Annotated in this window: 14 protein-coding genes and 1 pseudogene; 6 read left to right on the top strand and 9 right to left on the bottom strand. The window is 74.3% G+C overall.

What is annotated here, in order from left to right; translation table 11 throughout:
• Positions 1–111: 111 nt before the first annotated feature.
• The 4 genes and pseudogenes from ACTWP5_RS03360 to folE form a co-directional block, all read left to right on the top strand.
• Positions 112–633, top strand: a pseudogene (locus ACTWP5_RS03360) (TilS substrate-binding domain-containing protein); the annotation flags it as partial.
• Between the two features lie 71 nt (positions 634–704).
• Complete coding sequence (gene hpt, locus ACTWP5_RS03355; protein WP_443219162.1) at positions 705–1274, top strand: hypoxanthine phosphoribosyltransferase; 570 nt, start codon at positions 705–707, stop codon at positions 1272–1274.
• 296 nt (positions 1275–1570) lie between these two features.
• Positions 1571–3607 carry an ATP-dependent zinc metalloprotease FtsH gene (gene ftsH, locus ACTWP5_RS03350; RefSeq protein ID WP_443219161.1) on the top strand — a complete coding sequence of 679 codons (2037 nt, stop codon included), beginning with the start codon at positions 1571–1573 and terminating at the stop codon, positions 3605–3607.
• 135 nt (positions 3608–3742) lie between these two features.
• A complete protein-coding gene (gene folE, locus ACTWP5_RS03345) occupies positions 3743–4357 on the top strand; it encodes a GTP cyclohydrolase I FolE (RefSeq protein ID WP_443219160.1) in 615 nt (204 codons plus the stop codon).
• 88 nt (positions 4358–4445) lie between these two features.
• Here folE and ACTWP5_RS03340 read toward each other — a convergent pair whose 3' ends face one another.
• The 9 genes from ACTWP5_RS03340 to ACTWP5_RS03300 all read right to left on the bottom strand — a co-directional run bounded on the left by ACTWP5_RS03340 (position 4446) and on the right by ACTWP5_RS03300 (position 14329).
• Positions 4446–5291: a coiled-coil domain-containing protein gene (locus ACTWP5_RS03340; protein WP_443219159.1), complete on the bottom strand. Its 846-nt coding sequence runs from the start codon at positions 5289–5291 to the stop codon at positions 4446–4448.
• 84 nt (positions 5292–5375) lie between these two features.
• The gene (locus tag ACTWP5_RS03335) at positions 5376–6575 is read right to left on the bottom strand and encodes a hypothetical protein (protein WP_443219158.1); all 1200 of its coding nucleotides are present in this window, start codon (positions 6573–6575) and stop codon (positions 5376–5378) included.
• A 35-nt stretch (positions 6576–6610) separates the two neighbouring features.
• Positions 6611–7345: a class I SAM-dependent methyltransferase gene (locus ACTWP5_RS03330; protein ID WP_443219157.1), complete on the bottom strand. Its 735-nt coding sequence runs from the start codon at positions 7343–7345 to the stop codon at positions 6611–6613.
• 73 nt (positions 7346–7418) lie between these two features.
• Positions 7419–8459 (bottom strand): L-histidine N(alpha)-methyltransferase, encoded by a 1041-nt coding sequence (egtD, locus tag ACTWP5_RS03325; RefSeq protein WP_443219156.1) that lies wholly within the window; start codon positions 8457–8459, stop codon positions 7419–7421.
• Complete coding sequence (locus ACTWP5_RS03320; protein ID WP_443219155.1) at positions 8416–9318, bottom strand: class II glutamine amidotransferase; 903 nt, start codon at positions 9316–9318, stop codon at positions 8416–8418. The genes egtD and ACTWP5_RS03320 overlap by 44 nt, the downstream gene beginning before the upstream one ends.
• A gap of 147 nt (positions 9319–9465) precedes the next feature.
• Entirely contained in the window at positions 9466–10938 is a 1473-nt protein-coding gene (egtB, locus tag ACTWP5_RS03315) for an ergothioneine biosynthesis protein EgtB (RefSeq protein ID WP_443219154.1), read from the bottom strand.
• Positions 10935–12392: an ergothioneine biosynthesis glutamate--cysteine ligase EgtA gene (gene egtA / locus ACTWP5_RS03310; protein WP_443219153.1), complete on the bottom strand. Its 1458-nt coding sequence runs from the start codon at positions 12390–12392 to the stop codon at positions 10935–10937. Before egtA ends, egtB begins: the two co-directional genes overlap by 4 nt.
• Positions 12393–12457: 65 nt before the next feature.
• A complete protein-coding gene (locus ACTWP5_RS03305; RefSeq protein WP_443219152.1) occupies positions 12458–13939 on the bottom strand; it encodes a dihydrolipoyl dehydrogenase family protein in 1482 nt (493 codons plus the stop codon).
• 90 nt (positions 13940–14029) lie between these two features.
• Positions 14030–14329 (bottom strand): ATP-binding protein, encoded by a 300-nt coding sequence (locus ACTWP5_RS03300; RefSeq protein ID WP_443219151.1) that lies wholly within the window; start codon positions 14327–14329, stop codon positions 14030–14032.
• A 116-nt stretch (positions 14330–14445) separates the two neighbouring features.
• Between ACTWP5_RS03300 and ACTWP5_RS03295 the strand changes: the two genes are divergently transcribed.
• Both ACTWP5_RS03295 and ACTWP5_RS03290 read left to right on the top strand, forming a co-directional pair.
• A complete protein-coding gene (locus tag ACTWP5_RS03295) occupies positions 14446–14775 on the top strand; it encodes a plasmid mobilization protein (RefSeq protein ID WP_443219150.1) in 330 nt (109 codons plus the stop codon).
• Positions 14772–15263 (top strand): hypothetical protein, encoded by a 492-nt coding sequence (locus tag ACTWP5_RS03290; RefSeq protein WP_443219149.1) that lies wholly within the window; start codon positions 14772–14774, stop codon positions 15261–15263. Before ACTWP5_RS03295 ends, ACTWP5_RS03290 begins: the two co-directional genes overlap by 4 nt.
• The last annotated feature ends 30 nt before the right edge of the window (positions 15264–15293 follow it).

The following is a 15293-nucleotide window of genomic DNA, read 5'->3' as shown; positions in this document are numbered from 1 at the left end:
TCCCCCGCGCCCCCCGACGCCGACACGGCGCACGAGCCGGTCGGCGCCCCCGCCCCCCGCGCCCACACGCCCTTCGGCGCCCAGCCGCCCCTCGGCTCCGCCGCCTCCCGCGTCCCGGGCACGCCGCACCGGTACCGCAGGCCGTTCCTCGGCATCGACCGGCAGACCACGCGCAAGGCGTGCCTGGTCCAGTCCCTCCCCGTCTGGGACGACCCGCACAACGCCGACCCCTCCTTCACCCGCTCCCGCGTGCGCCACGAGGCGCTGCCCGTGCTGGAGAAGGCGCTGGGCCGCGGCGTCGTGGAGGCGCTGGCGCGCACCGCCCGCCTGTCGCGGGACGACGCCGACGCCCTCGACGACTGGGCGGGCCGCGCGCTGCGCGCCGCCCGCCGCGCCGACGGCGCCCTCGACGTCGCCGCCCTCTCCGACCTGCCGGCCGCCGTGCGCCGCCGCGTCCTGCGGCTGGCGGCGATCGCCGCCGGAGCCCCCGCCGGCTCGCTCTTCGCCCGGCACATCGAGGAGACCGACCGCCTCATCACCGCGTGGCGCGGCCAGCGCCCGCTCAACCTGCCGGGCCGCGTCGAGGCGCGGAGGCAGGGTGGCAGACTGGTCCTCCAGCGAGCGGGACGGTAGCCGGCCCCCGCCCGCCGAGCCGGTCACGGCGCCGGTACCACCAACGCGAGCGGCAGCGGAGAGCAGGGCGGGTGCGAGAGACGGACCTGGGGACCGACCTGAAGTCGGTGCTCATCACCAAGGAAGAGATCGACGCCAAGCTCGTGGAGCTGGCCGCCAGGGTCGACGCGGAGTACCAGGACAAGGACCTGCTGCTGGTCGGCGTCCTCAAGGGCGCGGTCATGGTCATGGCCGACCTGGCCAGGGCGATGTCCACGCCGGTGACGATGGACTGGATGGCGGTGTCGTCCTACGGCGCCGGCACCCAGTCCTCCGGCGTGGTGCGCATCCTCAAGGACCTCGACACCGACATCAAGGGCCGCCACGTCCTGATCGTCGAGGACATCATCGACTCCGGGCTGACGCTCTCCTGGCTGCTGACCAACCTCGGCACCCGCGAGCCGGCCTCGCTGCGGGTCTGCACGATGCTGCGTAAGCCCGACGCCGCGAAGGTCCCCCTGGAGGTGGAGTGGGTCGGCTTCGACATCCCCAACGAGTTCGTCGTCGGGTACGGCCTGGACTACGCGGAGAAGTACCGCAACCTTCCCTTCGTGGCGACCCTCGCGCCCCACGTCTACGGGCAGGCGGAGTCCGACGCGTAGGCGCGTGACGGGGCGCGCGGCCGAGGCTCGGCCGGCGCGTGTCCGAACGTGGCCTGATGTCGATCGTTGGGGCCACGGTCGTGACCGGTCGCGACCATCCGCGACTGGACGGGAACACCATGAGGTGGCTTACCGTTAGAGCAGGGGAGACGCAAGGGGACCCCTCCGGCGCTCGGCGCCCGGCGGCGCGGGGTTGCGCGGCTGGGGTACCGTCGCGTTAGGCCGGGCGCGTATTCGGCCGACCCAGGACACCTCACTCGTGGCAGGAGGGACGGGGCCCGCGCCGCCCCGTATGGATGGACGTGAAGCGCTACTTCCGTGGACCAGTGCTGTGGATCGTGCTGGTCGTCCTCGTCGTGATCTTTGCCATGCAGGTGTTCAGCTCCTCCGAGGGCTACAAGAGCGTGGACACCGGCGAGGTCGTCCAGGCGATCGAGCGTGACCAGGTCACCTCGGCCGAGCTCACCACAGGCGACGAACAGCAGATCAAGGTCCAGCTCCGCGAGGGCCGCGAGATCGAGGGCAGTGACAAGGTCCAGGCCGACTACATCGACGGCCAGGGCGAGCAGCTCGCCAACGTGCTCCAGGACAAGTTCCAGGAGGGCGAGCTCCAGGACGGGTACACCGTCTCGCCGAAGTCGCAGAACCCGTTCGTCGGGATGCTGCTGTCGATCCTGCCGTTCCTCCTGATCATCATCGTCTTCCTGTTCCTGATGAACCAGATGCAGGGCGGCGGATCCCGTGTGATGAACTTCGGCAAGTCCAAGGCGAAGCTCATCACCAAGGACACCCCGAAGACCACCTTCTCCGACGTCGCCGGCTCCGACGAGGCCGTGGAGGAGCTCCAGGAGATCAAGGAGTTCCTCCAGGAGCCCGCGAAGTTCCAGGCCGTCGGCGCCAAGATCCCGAAGGGCGTCCTGCTGTACGGGCCGCCCGGCACCGGCAAGACGCTGCTGGCCCGCGCCGTGGCCGGCGAGGCCGGCGTCCCGTTCTACTCGATCTCCGGCTCCGACTTCGTGGAGATGTTCGTCGGCGTCGGCGCCTCCCGGGTCCGCGACCTCTTCGAGCAGGCCAAGGCGAACGCGCCGGCCATCGTCTTCGTCGACGAGATCGACGCCGTCGGCCGCCACCGCGGCGCCGGCATGGGCGGCGGCCACGACGAGCGCGAGCAGACGCTGAACCAGCTGCTCGTCGAGATGGACGGCTTCGACGTCAAGGGCGGCGTGATCCTCATCGCGGCGACGAACCGCCCCGACATCCTCGACCCGGCGCTGCTGCGGCCCGGCCGCTTCGACCGGCAGGTCGCCGTGGACCGTCCCGACATGCAGGGCCGGCTGGAGATCCTCAAGGTCCACCAGAAGGGCAAGCCCGTCGCGCCCGACGTCGACCTCAGCGCCGTCGCCCGCCGCACGCCCGGCTTCACCGGCGCCGACCTGAGCAACGTGCTGAACGAGGCGGCCCTCCTGGCCGCCCGGGGCAACGCCAAGCTGATCGACAACAAGTTCCTCGACGAGGCGATCGACCGTGTCGTGGCCGGTCCGCAGAAGCGGACCCGGATCATGAGCGACAAGGAGAAGATGATCACCGCGTACCACGAGGGCGGTCACGCCCTGGTCGCGGCGGCCTCTCCCAACGCCGACCCGGTGCACAAGGTGACGATCCTCTCCCGCGGCCGGGCCCTGGGCTACACCATGGTGCTGCCCGAGGAGGACAAGTACTCCACGACGCGGAACGAGATGCTCGACCAGCTGGTGTACATGATGGGTGGCCGCGCCGCCGAGGAGCTGGTCTTCCATGACCCGACCACCGGCGCGGGGAACGACATCGAGAAGGCCACGGCCACCGCCCGCGCCATGGTCACGCAGTACGGCATGACCGAGCGGCTCGGCGCGATCAAGTTCGGCTCCGACCACTCCGAGCCCTTCCTGGGCAAGGAGATCACCCACCAGCGCGACTACTCCGAGGAGGTCGCCGGGCTGGTGGACGAGGAGGTCAAGAAGCTGATCGAGACCGCGCACAACGAGGCGTGGGAGATCCTGGTGGAGAACCGGGACGTGCTGGACAACCTCGTGCTGGCGCTGCTGGAGAAGGAGACCCTGAACAAGGAGGAGCTCGCCGAGGTCTTCCGCGGGGTCGTCAAGCGCCCGCCGCGTCCGGCCTGGACCGGCTCCGCCCGCCGCACCCCGTCCACCCGCCCGCCGGTCGCCTTCCCCACCAAGGAGCTCAGCCTGGCCAACGGCTCGGGCTCGGCCAACGGCTCCGGCGTGGAGAAGACCTCCACGCCGCCGCTGGACGACGTGCGGGACGCCGAGCCGGAGCGCCGGCCGGAGTAGCGGCCGGCGCGGTCACGCCGCCGACGGTCGTTCGCGCTCAGAACCTGGCACGGCAGCGGAATGGCCCCTGCGCTCTTCACGTTCTACGGTGGGCACGCGCACACGTGTGCGAAAGCAAGAGGGAACGAGGAACGTATGACGCAGGGGCCTGTTGCCGGGGACGTCGCCGGGGAGCCTGGCCGCACGTTTGACGAGAAGCGCGCGCAGGACGCCGTCCGTGAACTGCTGATCGCCGTGGGCGAGGACCCGGACCGCGAGGGGCTGCGCGACACCCCCGCCCGGGTGGCGCGCGCGTACCGGGAGATCTTCGCCGGCCTCTGGCAGCGGCCGGAGGACGTCCTGACCACCACCTTCGACCTCGGCCACGACGAGATGGTGCTGGTCAAGGACATCGAGGTGCTCAGCACCTGCGAGCACCACCTGACCCCGTTCGTGGGGTACGCCCACATCGGGTACATACCGTCCGCCAGCGGCAAGATCACCGGCCTGTCGAAGCTGGCCAGGCTCGTGGACGTCTACGCCCGCCGGCCGCAGGTCCAGGAGCGGATGACCACCCAGATCGCCGACTCGCTGATGCGGGTGCTGGAGCCGCGCGGCGTCATCGTCGTCATCGAGTGCGAGCACATGTGCATGACCATGCGCGGCGTGCGGAAGCCCGGCGCGAAGACCACCACCTCGGCCGTGCGCGGCCAGCTCCGCGACGCCGCCACCCGGGCCGAGGCGATGAGCCTCATCATGGCCGCCCGCTGAGCGTGCACTGAGCTCTCGCCGAGCCCTTGTCGAGCCCTCGTCGAGCTCGCCGAACCCTCGCTGGATTCCCGCCGAGCGAGCACGACCCTCAGGGAGCGGACCGCCCCCGCGCGTTCTCGGCCGGGGCGTTCTCGCTCCGGGCGTCGCGGTGGAAGAAGTCGAAGCCGCCGTCGCGCCGGGGCGGCGGGATGACCGGCGGCCCGCCGTACCCGGGCGCCTCGCCGTACCCGGGGCCCTGGGGCGTGGGGGCCGGGGCCGCGCCCGACGCCGGCGACAGCCGCTCCCGCTCGGCCCGCTCCGCCCGCGCGGCCTCCTCGGCCGCCTCCCGCTGGCGGGCCACGCTCCGGGACAGCCGGCCGAGGGCCTCGTACGCCTGGAGGTACGTCAACGCGGTCGGCGCGCCACCCGAGGTGCGGTGGTCCGCGGCCTGGGCGGGCAGCGCCTTCGCCGGCTCGGCGGCCTCCAGCGCCAGCAGCCGCCGGCCCTCCAGCGCGTTGGCCCGCTCGGTCTCCGCCGTGGCGTACCGCCGCAGCAGCGCGGCGTGCTCCGTGCGCAGCCGCGCCAGCTCGCCCCGCTTCGCCTGGACCTTCTCCTCCAGGGCGGTGACCCGCTCCCTGGCCTCCTCAAGCTCCGCCTGCCGCTGCTCGACCCGCGCCGTCAGGCTCGCCTTCGTGGCCCGCTCCCGGGCGACGAGCCGACCGGCCGCGATGTCCCAGCGCCGCAGCAGCACCGCCCCCACCACGGCGGCCACGGCCGCCCCGGCGGGCAGCACGCGCAGCAGCTGGATCTCCGCCTCGCGCAGGGCGTCGACGTCCCCGCCGCCGGGGCCACCGACCAGCCAGGCCGTACCCGCGCAGGCCAGGGCCGCACCGCCCAGGGCCACGGGAATCCAGACCCGGTGCAGCGCAGAGTGACGATGCCGTCCACGTGCCATGGCTGAAACTTACCGTGGCCGCCCGGCCGCGCGGGAGAGTGCCAGAGGACTGTTCCCGTGCGGTTATAGATCCATACGGCCGGATCAGTCCTGTTGGCGTCCGCGGAGCAGCGCGGAGGCGGCGAAGACCGCGAGCAGCACGGCCGTTGAGCCGGCGACCGTCAGCCGCAGCGCGGGTCCGAGGGTGTTGTCCCCCTCGTGGACGAAGTCGTACCAGACCAGCACGGCCTGGAAGAGCGCGGCGATCGTGACGACGCTCAGCAGCTGGTTGCGCCGCTCGTCGCGGCGGGTCTGGAGGATCGTGCGGTGGAAGTCGAGGCTGTCGCGCAGCGTCTGGAGCTGGGTTTCGACGGACGCCCGCTCCCGGTCCATGTTGTACCGCTCCTCGGCCGCGGCCACCACGACCCCGCTGGCGTTGACGACGTAGCGGCTCTCCTCCAGGCGCACCATCTCGCGCAGCGCGAGGTTCTTGCTGAGCTGGAGCGACTCCTTCAGCTCCTTGTCGAGGTCCTCGACGCGGTTCCACCGGGCCTCGTCCAGCACGCGGAGCCGGGCGGAGAGCAGCCGGTTGGCCTCGTCCACGGCGATCCACTCCATGCTGGCCGCGATCTCGCCGATCATCACGTCGCCGAGGCGGTGGGTGGGGAGGTCGACGAGGGTGGTGAAGCCGTCGCCGAAGCGCAGCAACGCGTTGTCGTGGATCTTCTTCTCGACGCCGTAGGTTCTCGTGGCCGCCGGTTCCTCGTCGCGCGGCGGGTCGACCAGGACGCGGTGCCACCACAGCAGCATCCCCGGGTCCATGGCGTCCTCCTCGGCCTCCACGACCAGGCCAGTGTCGAGCAGTTCCTCCGATATGGCGTCAACCCACCGCTTCACGTGGGGGTTGAGCACGTAGACCATCTCGCGCTCCGTGCTGTGGAGCGTGTCGCGGTCGGCGACGTCGACGTCGTGCATCATGTGGCATATGCCGGTGGGGTCGAAGCGGACGAACCACCGCCCGGCGTCGGGTATCTCCACGGTGCCGACGGTCTTCTTGCCGCTGAGGCGCGAACCCCCCGTGGAGACGTGGTAGTCGAACAGGAGCGGCGAGTCCGGCTCGGAGTCCTGGACGACGAACTCCGGCACGGCGCGGCGCACCGCCTCGTGCAGCCTGGTGCCGACCTCGCCGCCGAAGGTGCGGGCGCCGAGCCGGAAACGCATGAGAAACGGCGCCAGTAGCACTGCCTGCACGAGGTCCTCCACGTGGTCGCTGGTCACCGGATCGCGCGACTGATCGTCGCTCACCTCGCCCGGGCCACGTGGCGGTCAGCCCACGGGGCTCACGGCGAGGGCGCGGTGAACAGGGTCCACTCGCCGTGGCCGGCGGCCTCCCCCTTGGCCGTCCACGCCTCTCCGAGCAGACGGTGCATGCGGTCGGGGTGCACGTACAGCGGCGTCCCCGAACGGAAGGAGGTGCACCACAGCACCTGTCCCCCCGGCCTCGTCACCCGCGCGATCTCGGTGGGGTTGAACACTCCGTTCAACGAGACGAGCAGGGGTACGCTCCCAGTTCCCAGCGGCAGTTGGCGGACGTCCGCCGCCAGCCAGCGCACGCCCGGGATGTCGGCGTGACGGACCAGCATGCCGAGGTTCAGGTCGCAGGCGACGACGTTCGGCACCGTCGCGGCGAGGTGCCCGGTGGCCTCGCCCGTGCCGCAGCAGATCTCGACCGCCCAGTCGACGGGCCTGACGTGCCGCAGGCCCTGACGCACGGGCAGCGCGTACCCGTACTGGGTGTCCGTCCAGTCGCGCCAGATGGTGGCCTGGTCGGCGTAGGTGGCGTGCAGTCCCTCCCACGCCTCCGCGTCGTCGGGGTCGGCGAGCAGACGCTCCTGGTTGATGCGGCTCGGATGGGAGCCGGCCTTCAGGTCGGGTGGCTGGGCGCCCGTTGACTCGGAGAGCCCTGCGGTCTCGGCGGATTCGGCAGGCTCGACTCGCTCGACTGGCTCGACTGGCTCGGCATGCGGTGGCCGGGCGGCGGAACCGGTGGCGTCACCGGAGGTCGCGTCCGTCATGGCTGCTCAGCCTAGCCACCGGCGTCCCGCCTGGTAAGGAAGGAATCCGACGGCTACGGGGCGGATTTCGGGGTCACGTCGTGCTGACCGTGGGTGTCGCGAGGAGCAGGGCGTAGGCGGCGGACTGGTCGGTCCACCAGTGACGGACCGACCAACCGGCCTCCGCGAGTTCCCTCGAGAGCCCGGTGGGACGGAACTTCACGGATATCTCGGTGCGCAGCTCCTCGCCGCGCCCGAAGCGCGCGGTCAGTCCGTCGAGCCGGCCGAAGGTGACGGTCTGGGCGCGGGCGGAGCGCAGCCGCATCTCCACGCGTCGCCGCTGCGCGTTCCACACGGCGCGGTGGTCGAAGGCGAGCGGGTCGAAGTCGGCGGCGAGTTCGCGGTTCATCACGGCCAGCACGTTGCGGTTGAACGCGGCGGTGACGCCGGCGGCGTCGTCGTAGGCGCGCAGCAGTTGGGCGGGGTCCTTGACGAGGTCGACCCCGACCAGCAGCGCGTCGCGTGGGGTGAGGGCGGCCCGCAGGGTGGTGTGGAAGGCGGCGCGCTGCGCGGCGTCGAGGTTGCCGAGGGTGCTGCCGAGGAACGCCACCAGGCGGGGGCCCTCGTCGCTGCCCTCGCCTGGCCCCTCGTCGGCGCTGGTGAGCGGCGCGGGGTCCGTCTCCAGGTCGGTGAGGGTCGCGGTCACCCGCAGCCGGGGATAGTCGCGGCACAGCGCCCGCCCCGCCTCCGTGAGCGCGGCGGCGCTGACGTCGAGCGGCGCGTACCGCTCCAGGGAGCCGACCGCGAGGAGCGCGTCCAGCAGCAGCCGCGTCTTGGCCGAGGACCCCGAGCCGATCTCCACGAGGGTCCTGGCGTGCGTCAGGCGGGCGACGGCGCCGGCGTGGGCCGACAGCAGGCGGCGTTCGGCACGCGTGAGGTAGTACTCGGGCAGCCGCGTGATCTCTTCGAACAGCTCGCTGCCGCGCCGGTCGTAGAACCACTTGGGCGGCAGGGTCCTGGGGCGGGCGGCCATGCCCGCCCGGACGTCGGCCGCGAGGCGGGCGCGGAGGTGGCCCGGGGGCAGGCGGTCCTCAAGCGTGAAACGGCTCGGCGTCGACAGGGCGGTGGCGGTCATGGGGCGGGGTCCTTTCGCGCAGCGGCACGGTGGTGGCCGTGCCCCGGGTGGCCAGGAGCAGTGATCGATCGGGCACCTCCGTCCAGTCACCGAGGACGCGTGCGCGGGGGCGCCCGCCGGGGAACGCGTCGTGCGGTGCGTCAGGCAGCTCCTCGGGCGGCGCGTCGGGCGGCGCGTCGGTGGGTTCCGAGGCGACGAGCACCTCGCCCGGCGCCGTCCTGACCCACAGGCTCGGCCCGTGTCGCACGGCCGCAACCGAGCGCCCGTCGGTGAGCAGGAGCGTGAGCCGCGCCGTCGGCCTGACGGCGAGCACGGACCGCGCCACGGCGGCCAGCGCGCCGCCCGCCGGCTCGCCGGCCGCCAGCCGCTCGCCGAGCAGGAGCCACACCACGGCGGAGTCGGAGCGCGCGGCGAGACCCAGCAGGGTGTCCGCGCCGAGCCGCAGCCCGAGGTCCCCCGGCAGCCGCGCCCAGTCCTCGACGGAGCCGTTGTGGCTGAACAGCCAGCGGCCACGGGCGAACGGCGCGGCGGCCGACTCCTCGTGGCCGGTGCCCGGCGTGGCGCAGCGGACGGCGGCCAGCACGGCGGGCGTGTGGATGGCGCGCGCCAGGTCGGGCAGGTTGGCGTCGGTCCAGACGGGCACGGCGCGGCGGTAGCGGGCGGGCCGGCCGGCGGCGTCGGTGTCGGGGACGGGCGGGTACCAGCCGATGCCGAAGCCGTCGGCGTTGACGGCGCGGCCACCCGCGAGCGGCTCCATCAGGCGCGGCGCCCACGCCTGGGAGAGGAGGCCGTGCGCCGGCTTCAGCAGCAGGCGGGCGAGGCTGCGGCTGGGGCCGAGGTAGGCGAGGTGACGACACATGGGGCCTCCGGCGGCGTGGGGCGGTCGGCGTCGGGTGGCGGTGGCTCGGTCGGCGGCGAGGTCGGCGGCGAGGTCGGCGTCCGTCGGTGTGTCGGTCGCGGCGTCCGTCGCGGCGCCGGCGTCGGGCGTGGCCTCCCTGACGGCTGGTCACGGGCCACTCCGCCGTCGTGCCGGGGGCGGGTCGGCGTCAACGGACCGGGCAGTGCGGAAGCCGGCGAAGATCTGGCGGCGCACGGGGTGGTCCCAGTTGCGGAAGGTGGCCCGGCAGGCCACGGGGTCGGTGGCGAAGGAGCCGCCGCGCAGCACCCGGTAGCCGTCGTGGGGCCCGGCGCCGGGGCGTCGGGCGGTGCCGAAGAACACCTCGCTGTACTCCCGGTAGGGGAACGCGACGAAGCCGGGGTAGGGCGCGAACTCCGACGCGGTCCACTCCCAGACGTCGCCGAGGAGCTGCCATGCGCCGCAGGGCGCGACGCCGGCGGGGTGGGCCCCCGCGGGAGCCGGCTGGAGGTGGCGTTGCCCGAGGTTGGCGTGGTGGCCGGGAACGGGCGGGGCGTCGCCCCACGGGTGGCGGGCGGAGCGGCCGGTGGCCGGGTCGTACCGCGCCGCCTTCTCCCACTCGGCCTCGGTGGGCAGGCGCCGCCCGGCCCACCGGGCGTAGGCGTCGGCCTCGTACCAGCACACGTGGACCACGGGCTCGTCGGGCGGCACGGGCTCGGTGCGGCCGAAGCGGCGGCGCAGCCAGGTGCCGGAGCTTTCCCGCTCCCAGAACAGGGGAGCGGTCAGCTCCGCGCGCCGCCGGTGGGCCCAGCCCTCCCGGGTCCACCAGCGGGGCTCGTCGTAGCCGCCGTCGTCGAGGAACTCCTGGTAGGCGGCGTTGGTGACGGGGACGGTGTCCAGCCAGAACGGGGGCAGGTCGACGGTGTGCGCGGGGCGTTCGTTGTCCAGGGACCACGGCTCGTCCGCCGCGTCGACGCCCATGGTGAACGGGCCGCCCGGCACCAGGACCTCCCACGGCCCCGGCGTGGAGCCGGGCCGCGCGGCCGGGTCGCAGCGTGGGGCGGGGGCGTCGAGGACGGCCGGGCCACGGCGCAGCTGGTGGGTGGCGAGCATCGTCTCGTCGTGCTGCTGCTCGTGCTGGGCGACCATGCCGAGGACGAAGCCGCCGGCGAGCAGCGCGTCCCGGGCGCCGGCCTCGGCGTCGGTGGCCGGGGCCGCCCGGTCGGCCGGTTCGGCCAGGACGGCGAGCGTCTGACGGCGGACCTCGGCGAGGTAGCGCCGCGCCTCGTCGGGGGAGAGCAGCGGCAGTTCGGGCCGGCGGGCGCGGGGGTGACGGAAGGCGTCGTAGAGCGGGTCGAGGTCGGGCCGCAGGGCGGGGCGGGCGCCGAGGGCGCGCACCAGCCAGATCTCCTCCTGGTTGGCGATGTGCGCCATGTCCCACACCAGCGGGGACATCAGCGGCGAGTGTTGCGCGGTCAGCTCGCCGTCGGGCAGGCACTCCGTCAATGCGAGGGTTCGCCGCCTGGCCGCCGCGAGCGCCGCGATCCCGTCCCGGCCGCCCGCGGGCGTGGTCGGCGCGGGGGAGGCGGCGGGGGAGGGGGGCGAGGACGGCGGGCGGGTCACCACGGGAGGTCCCCCGGCGCCGTGGCCGCCCCGCCCGCCGCGCGTGCCGTGGCCGCAGTGTCCGCCGCGCCCGCCGCGACCGTCGCGTCGAGGTGGTCGTCGGCGGGGCAGCGCCCCCGGTCGGCGTACCGCTCGGCGAAGGCGGCCACGGCGTGCGTGACCGAGGCCGGGGCGCCGCCCGCCGCGAGGGCCTCGCGCGCCGCCGCGAAGCAGGAGCGCACCGCGGGCCCCAACGCCGGGTCGGCGGGCCCGGACCGGGCGGCCCGCGCCCAGACGCGGGCCGACGGCGTGTCGCCGTCGGGGCAGAGCGGTCCCGTGGCCCGCCAGGCGGCGGCGGAGGCGGCGGGGTCGTCGAGCAGGGTGGCGGCCACGGCGGTGGCGACGACCCAGTCGTCGCCGCGTTGCGCGTCGATCATGCGCAGCTCCAGCCAGCCACGCGGCCGGACCGGCGGGAAGAGGGTGCCCAGGTGGTAGCGGAGGTCGTCGACGGTGGGGGGCCGGCCGACCGGTGCCCCGTCGAGCCAGGCGCGGAACGTCAGGCCGCGCGGCGCGTCCCAGCCGTGGCCGTCCGCGAGGACGGTGGCGGCGGGGGCGTGGTGCCTGGGCGGCAGGCACAGCAGGGGGGCGTCGAGCGCGTACGCCGCCCAGGCGTCGCGCGGGTCCAACGGGTCACGCCGCCGGCCCGCGCCGACGCCGCCGACTCCGTCGCCGACGCGGACTCCGACGTCGTCGGGTCGGTGGCGGGGCGGGGCGGTCCTGGCCGGGTCGATCCGGGCCCACAGCGCCTGCCGTGTGGACCGCCAGCCGGTCGGCCTGCCGCGCCACAGCGGCGAGTTCGCGAAGGCCGCCACCAGGACGGGGCCGAGGCGGTGGGCCAGCAGCCAGCGGTGGCGGTAGCCCGTGGGCCCGGGTCCGTCGTCGCCGCAGTCGAGGTTGACGTGGACGGCGGCCGTGGCGCACATCATCATCCGCCCCCACGGCTGGAACCCGCAGGCCGTGAAGTACGACTCCATCGCCCGGTAGCGCGGGCTGTCCACCACCCGCGTCGGGTCGCGGGCCGGGTCCAGGCCGTCGCCGGTCAGGGCGAGGCCGGCGCGGTCGAGGGCGGCGCGCACCACGGCGAGGTCGGCCGCCGCCGCCTCGACGCAGCCGGCCAGCGACGGCGCCGGGAGGGTGCTGAGCTCCAGCTGGCCGCCGGGCTCGCGGCTGATCCGGCTGCCGAACGGCAGCCGGCCGTCGCCGTCGGCGTCCTGCACGCGGAACGCGGCGAGCGCCGCGTCCAGCCGTTCGGCCGGGACCGGGCGGGCGGCGTCCTCGCGGTCGCGCACCAGCCACTCCAGCTCCACGCCCGTCCTGGCCGGCGGCGACCCGGCGGCGAAGCACGAGCCGCCGACGTGCGCCAACGCCTCGCCCACCGACAGCACGGCGGGCCGGGCGGCGGCGTCACCCGCCACACCCGAGCGCGACGCCACACCCGAGCGCGGTGCCGACGGCGCCGCCGTCCCGCTCGCCGGCCGCCTCACGCCCCGTCCCCCCGCTCCAACGCCCGCAGCGCGTCCTCCACAGCCCTGTGGAAGGTGGGGAACGCGTGGATCATGTGGCGCATCCGCTCGGTGGACACCCGCGCCTGGACGGCGACGGCCAGGCCGTAGACCACCTCGCCGCCGCACGGTCCCGCCGAGGTGGCGCCGACGAGGATGCCGCCACCGCCGCCCTCGGGGCCGGCACCGGGGTCCGGGAGCAGCTCCACGAGCTTGACGAAGCCCGCGTTGCCCGCCTTGTGGATCCAGCCCCGCGAGGACTTCTCCAACGGCGCGACGCCCGTGCGCACGGTCAGCCCCATCTCCCTCGCCTGGGCCTCCGTCAGTCCGACGGCGCCGATCTCGGGGTCGGTGAACGTCACCCGCGACAGCGCCCGGTAGTCCGCCTCGGGGCCGGGCAGGCCGAGGATGTCGCGGATCGCGATCTCCGCCTGGTACATCGCGACGTGCGTGAACGCGCCGCGCCCCACCAGGTCGCCGACGGCCCACACGCCCTCGGCCGCCGCCCGCATCCGCCCGTCCACCGGCAGCGCCCTCGCGTCGGGGCCCGGGTCCAGGCCCGGCACCGTGTCGAGGCCGAGGGAGGCGAGGTCGGGCCGCCGGCCGGTGGCGACCAGCAGGTGCCGCGCCGTCAGCTCCTCGTCGCCCGCGAGGGTGAGGGTGACGGACCCGTCGACGTTCGCGCTGACGCGCTCGGCACGGGCGCCGACGCGCAGGGTGACGCCGTCGGCCGACAGCGCCTCGGCAAGCACCGCACTGGCCTCCGGCTCCTCCGCCGAGAGGATCCGCTCCCCGGCCTCCACGACGGTGACGCGGGTGCCGAAGCGGGCGAACGCCTGCGCGAGTTCGACGCCGACCGCGCCCGCGCCGAGCACGAGCAGGGACTCGGGGGCCTCGGTGGCGGCGACGGCCTGCCGGTTCGTCCAGTACGGGACCTCCGTCAGCCCCTTCAACGGCGGCGGGTGGGGGCGGGAGCCGGTGGCCAGCACGACGCCGCGCCGGGCGTGGACGCGTGCCACGGGCCGGCCGTCGCCGCCGTGGACCTCGACGGTCCCGGGGCCGGCGAGGGCGCCCCGGCCGCGCACCAGGCGGGCGCCCGCGTCGGTGAGGCGGTCGGCGGCGGCCTGGTCGTTCCACTCGTCGGTGGCCTCGCCGTGGATCCTGGCCGCCACGGGGGAGAAGTCGGGCGTCACGCTCGCCTGCCCCGCCATGCCGGGGACGCGGCGCGCCTCGGCCAGCAGGCCCGCGCCCCGCAGCATCATCTTGCTCGGGACGCACGCCCAGTACGGGCACTCGCCGCCGACCAGCTCGGCCTCGACGCCGACGACGTCGACCCCCGCCCCGGCCAGCCGCCCGACGACGTGCTCGCCGCCGGGCCCCAGGCCGACGACCACGACGTCGGCCTCCGTCGTCTCGGGGAACGCGTCGTCCTGCTCGGAAGCGGTCTCGGTAGCGGCCATGCCCCTCAGCGTGGGCCGTACGCCCGGGCCCTGCCCGGGGTGCTCCGCCATGCGGGTGAGCGCGGGAGGTCGCAGGGGCCGCCGGGAAGGTCACCCCAGCTCGGCCCAGACGACCTTCCCGGGCCGGCCCGACGACGCCTCCCCCGTCGCGTACGCCCCCCACCGCCGTGCCACCGCCTCGACGACGCCGGGCCCGCGCCCGCCCCCCGCCGCCAGGCCCGGGTCGCGCGGCCGTGGCAGCACGGGCTCGACGTCCCGCACGGAGATCCGGAGCGCGGCGTCGGCGGCCGACCAGCGCAGCCGCACGTCGATGGGGCCCGCGCTGTAGCGGTGGGCGTTGTCACCACCTCGGAGGTGACGAGCTCGGCGGCTACGCAGCTCGGCGAGCACGGAGGCGAAGTGCCTCGACGTTCGCTCGGCTCGCCGTCCGCTCGCACTCGTGTGGGGGAACCTCACGGTCCCGGCACGTGCTCCCGAGTGGTAACACGACGTGTTACGCTCCTGAGGTGGCTACGAAGCGTTTCAGTATCAGCACCTCAGCGGAGATCCACGAGCTGATCAGGAAGCACGCCGAGGCTTCGGGGCTGGACGTCTCCGCATACATGGTCGCGTCGGCCCTGGAGCGCGTGACGGCGGACGACCGGGTCAAGGAGACGTTCTCCGAGATCGACGCCGAGATCGCCGCCGCCGAAGACCCGCTGGCCTCCCCCTCACCTGACGACGACCAGGTTCCGGGCCGTCTGAGCAGGGACGAGGAACAGGAACTCGACATGTTGCGCTCGCTTGTTCTCGACGACGAACCGTACGTCTCAGGGGACGCCGGGGCCGCAGCGTGACCAAGCACGTCGTGGTCTACGACGCGGGCATGCTCATCGCGCTCCTCGACCGCAGGCCCAAGGCCCTGGCCGTGCACGCCACCGCGACCCGGGCCCGCCACCGCCCCATCGTGATCGGCCCGGTGCTGGCTCAGGTCTGGCGAGACGGCCGGCGCACCGCCCACGATCTCGGCGGGCTGCTTCAGGAGTGCACCGTCGTCCAGGCCCGGGGCGCAGAGCCGGCGATCCGCACCATTTCCGCTCCGGCGGCCACCGTGCAGTGCATCCCCTGCGCGTCGGGGTTCACCCTCCATGACTACAAACGTGTCGGGCAGATGCTCGGCAAAGCCTCGCTCCCGGCGAGAAAGCGGCCCGATGTCGTCGACGCGATGGTGGTCACCATCGGTGCCCTGCACCACAGGGCCGTGATCTGCACCTCCGACCCGGAGGACCTCGGCGCCTATGCGGCCACGCTCAAGGCAGCCGAACTGGTCATCAGTCGAGTCTGACTCTCGACGACGGACGACCGACGGCCTGTC

This window comes from Streptomyces sp. 4N509B, assembly GCF_052245655.1.
Classification (GTDB): domain Bacteria; phylum Actinomycetota; class Actinomycetes; order Streptomycetales; family Streptomycetaceae; genus Streptomyces.
Note: the sequence above shows the minus strand (reverse complement) of the source record. Positions and strands in the feature narration are given on the sequence as shown.

Bases quoted from the DNA above. Each gene is read 5' to 3' on its own strand.
- ftsH (WP_443219161.1), top strand. From the start codon at position 1,571: ATGGACGTGAAGCGCTACTTCCGTGGACCAGTGCTGTGGATCGTGCTG.
- folE (WP_443219160.1), top strand. From the start codon at position 3,743: ATGACGCAGGGGCCTGTTGCCGGGGACGTCGCCGGGGAGCCTGGCCGC.
- ACTWP5_RS03340 (WP_443219159.1), bottom strand. From the start codon at position 5,291: ATGGCACGTGGACGGCATCGTCACTCTGCGCTGCACCGGGTCTGGATT.
- ACTWP5_RS03330 (WP_443219157.1), bottom strand. From the start codon at position 7,345: ATGACGGACGCGACCTCCGGTGACGCCACCGGTTCCGCCGCCCGGCCA.
- egtD (WP_443219156.1), bottom strand. From the start codon at position 8,459: ATGACCGCCACCGCCCTGTCGACGCCGAGCCGTTTCACGCTTGAGGAC.
- ACTWP5_RS03320 (WP_443219155.1), bottom strand. From the start codon at position 9,318: ATGTGTCGTCACCTCGCCTACCTCGGCCCCAGCCGCAGCCTCGCCCGC.
- ACTWP5_RS03305 (WP_443219152.1), bottom strand. From the start codon at position 13,939: ATGGCCGCTACCGAGACCGCTTCCGAGCAGGACGACGCGTTCCCCGAG.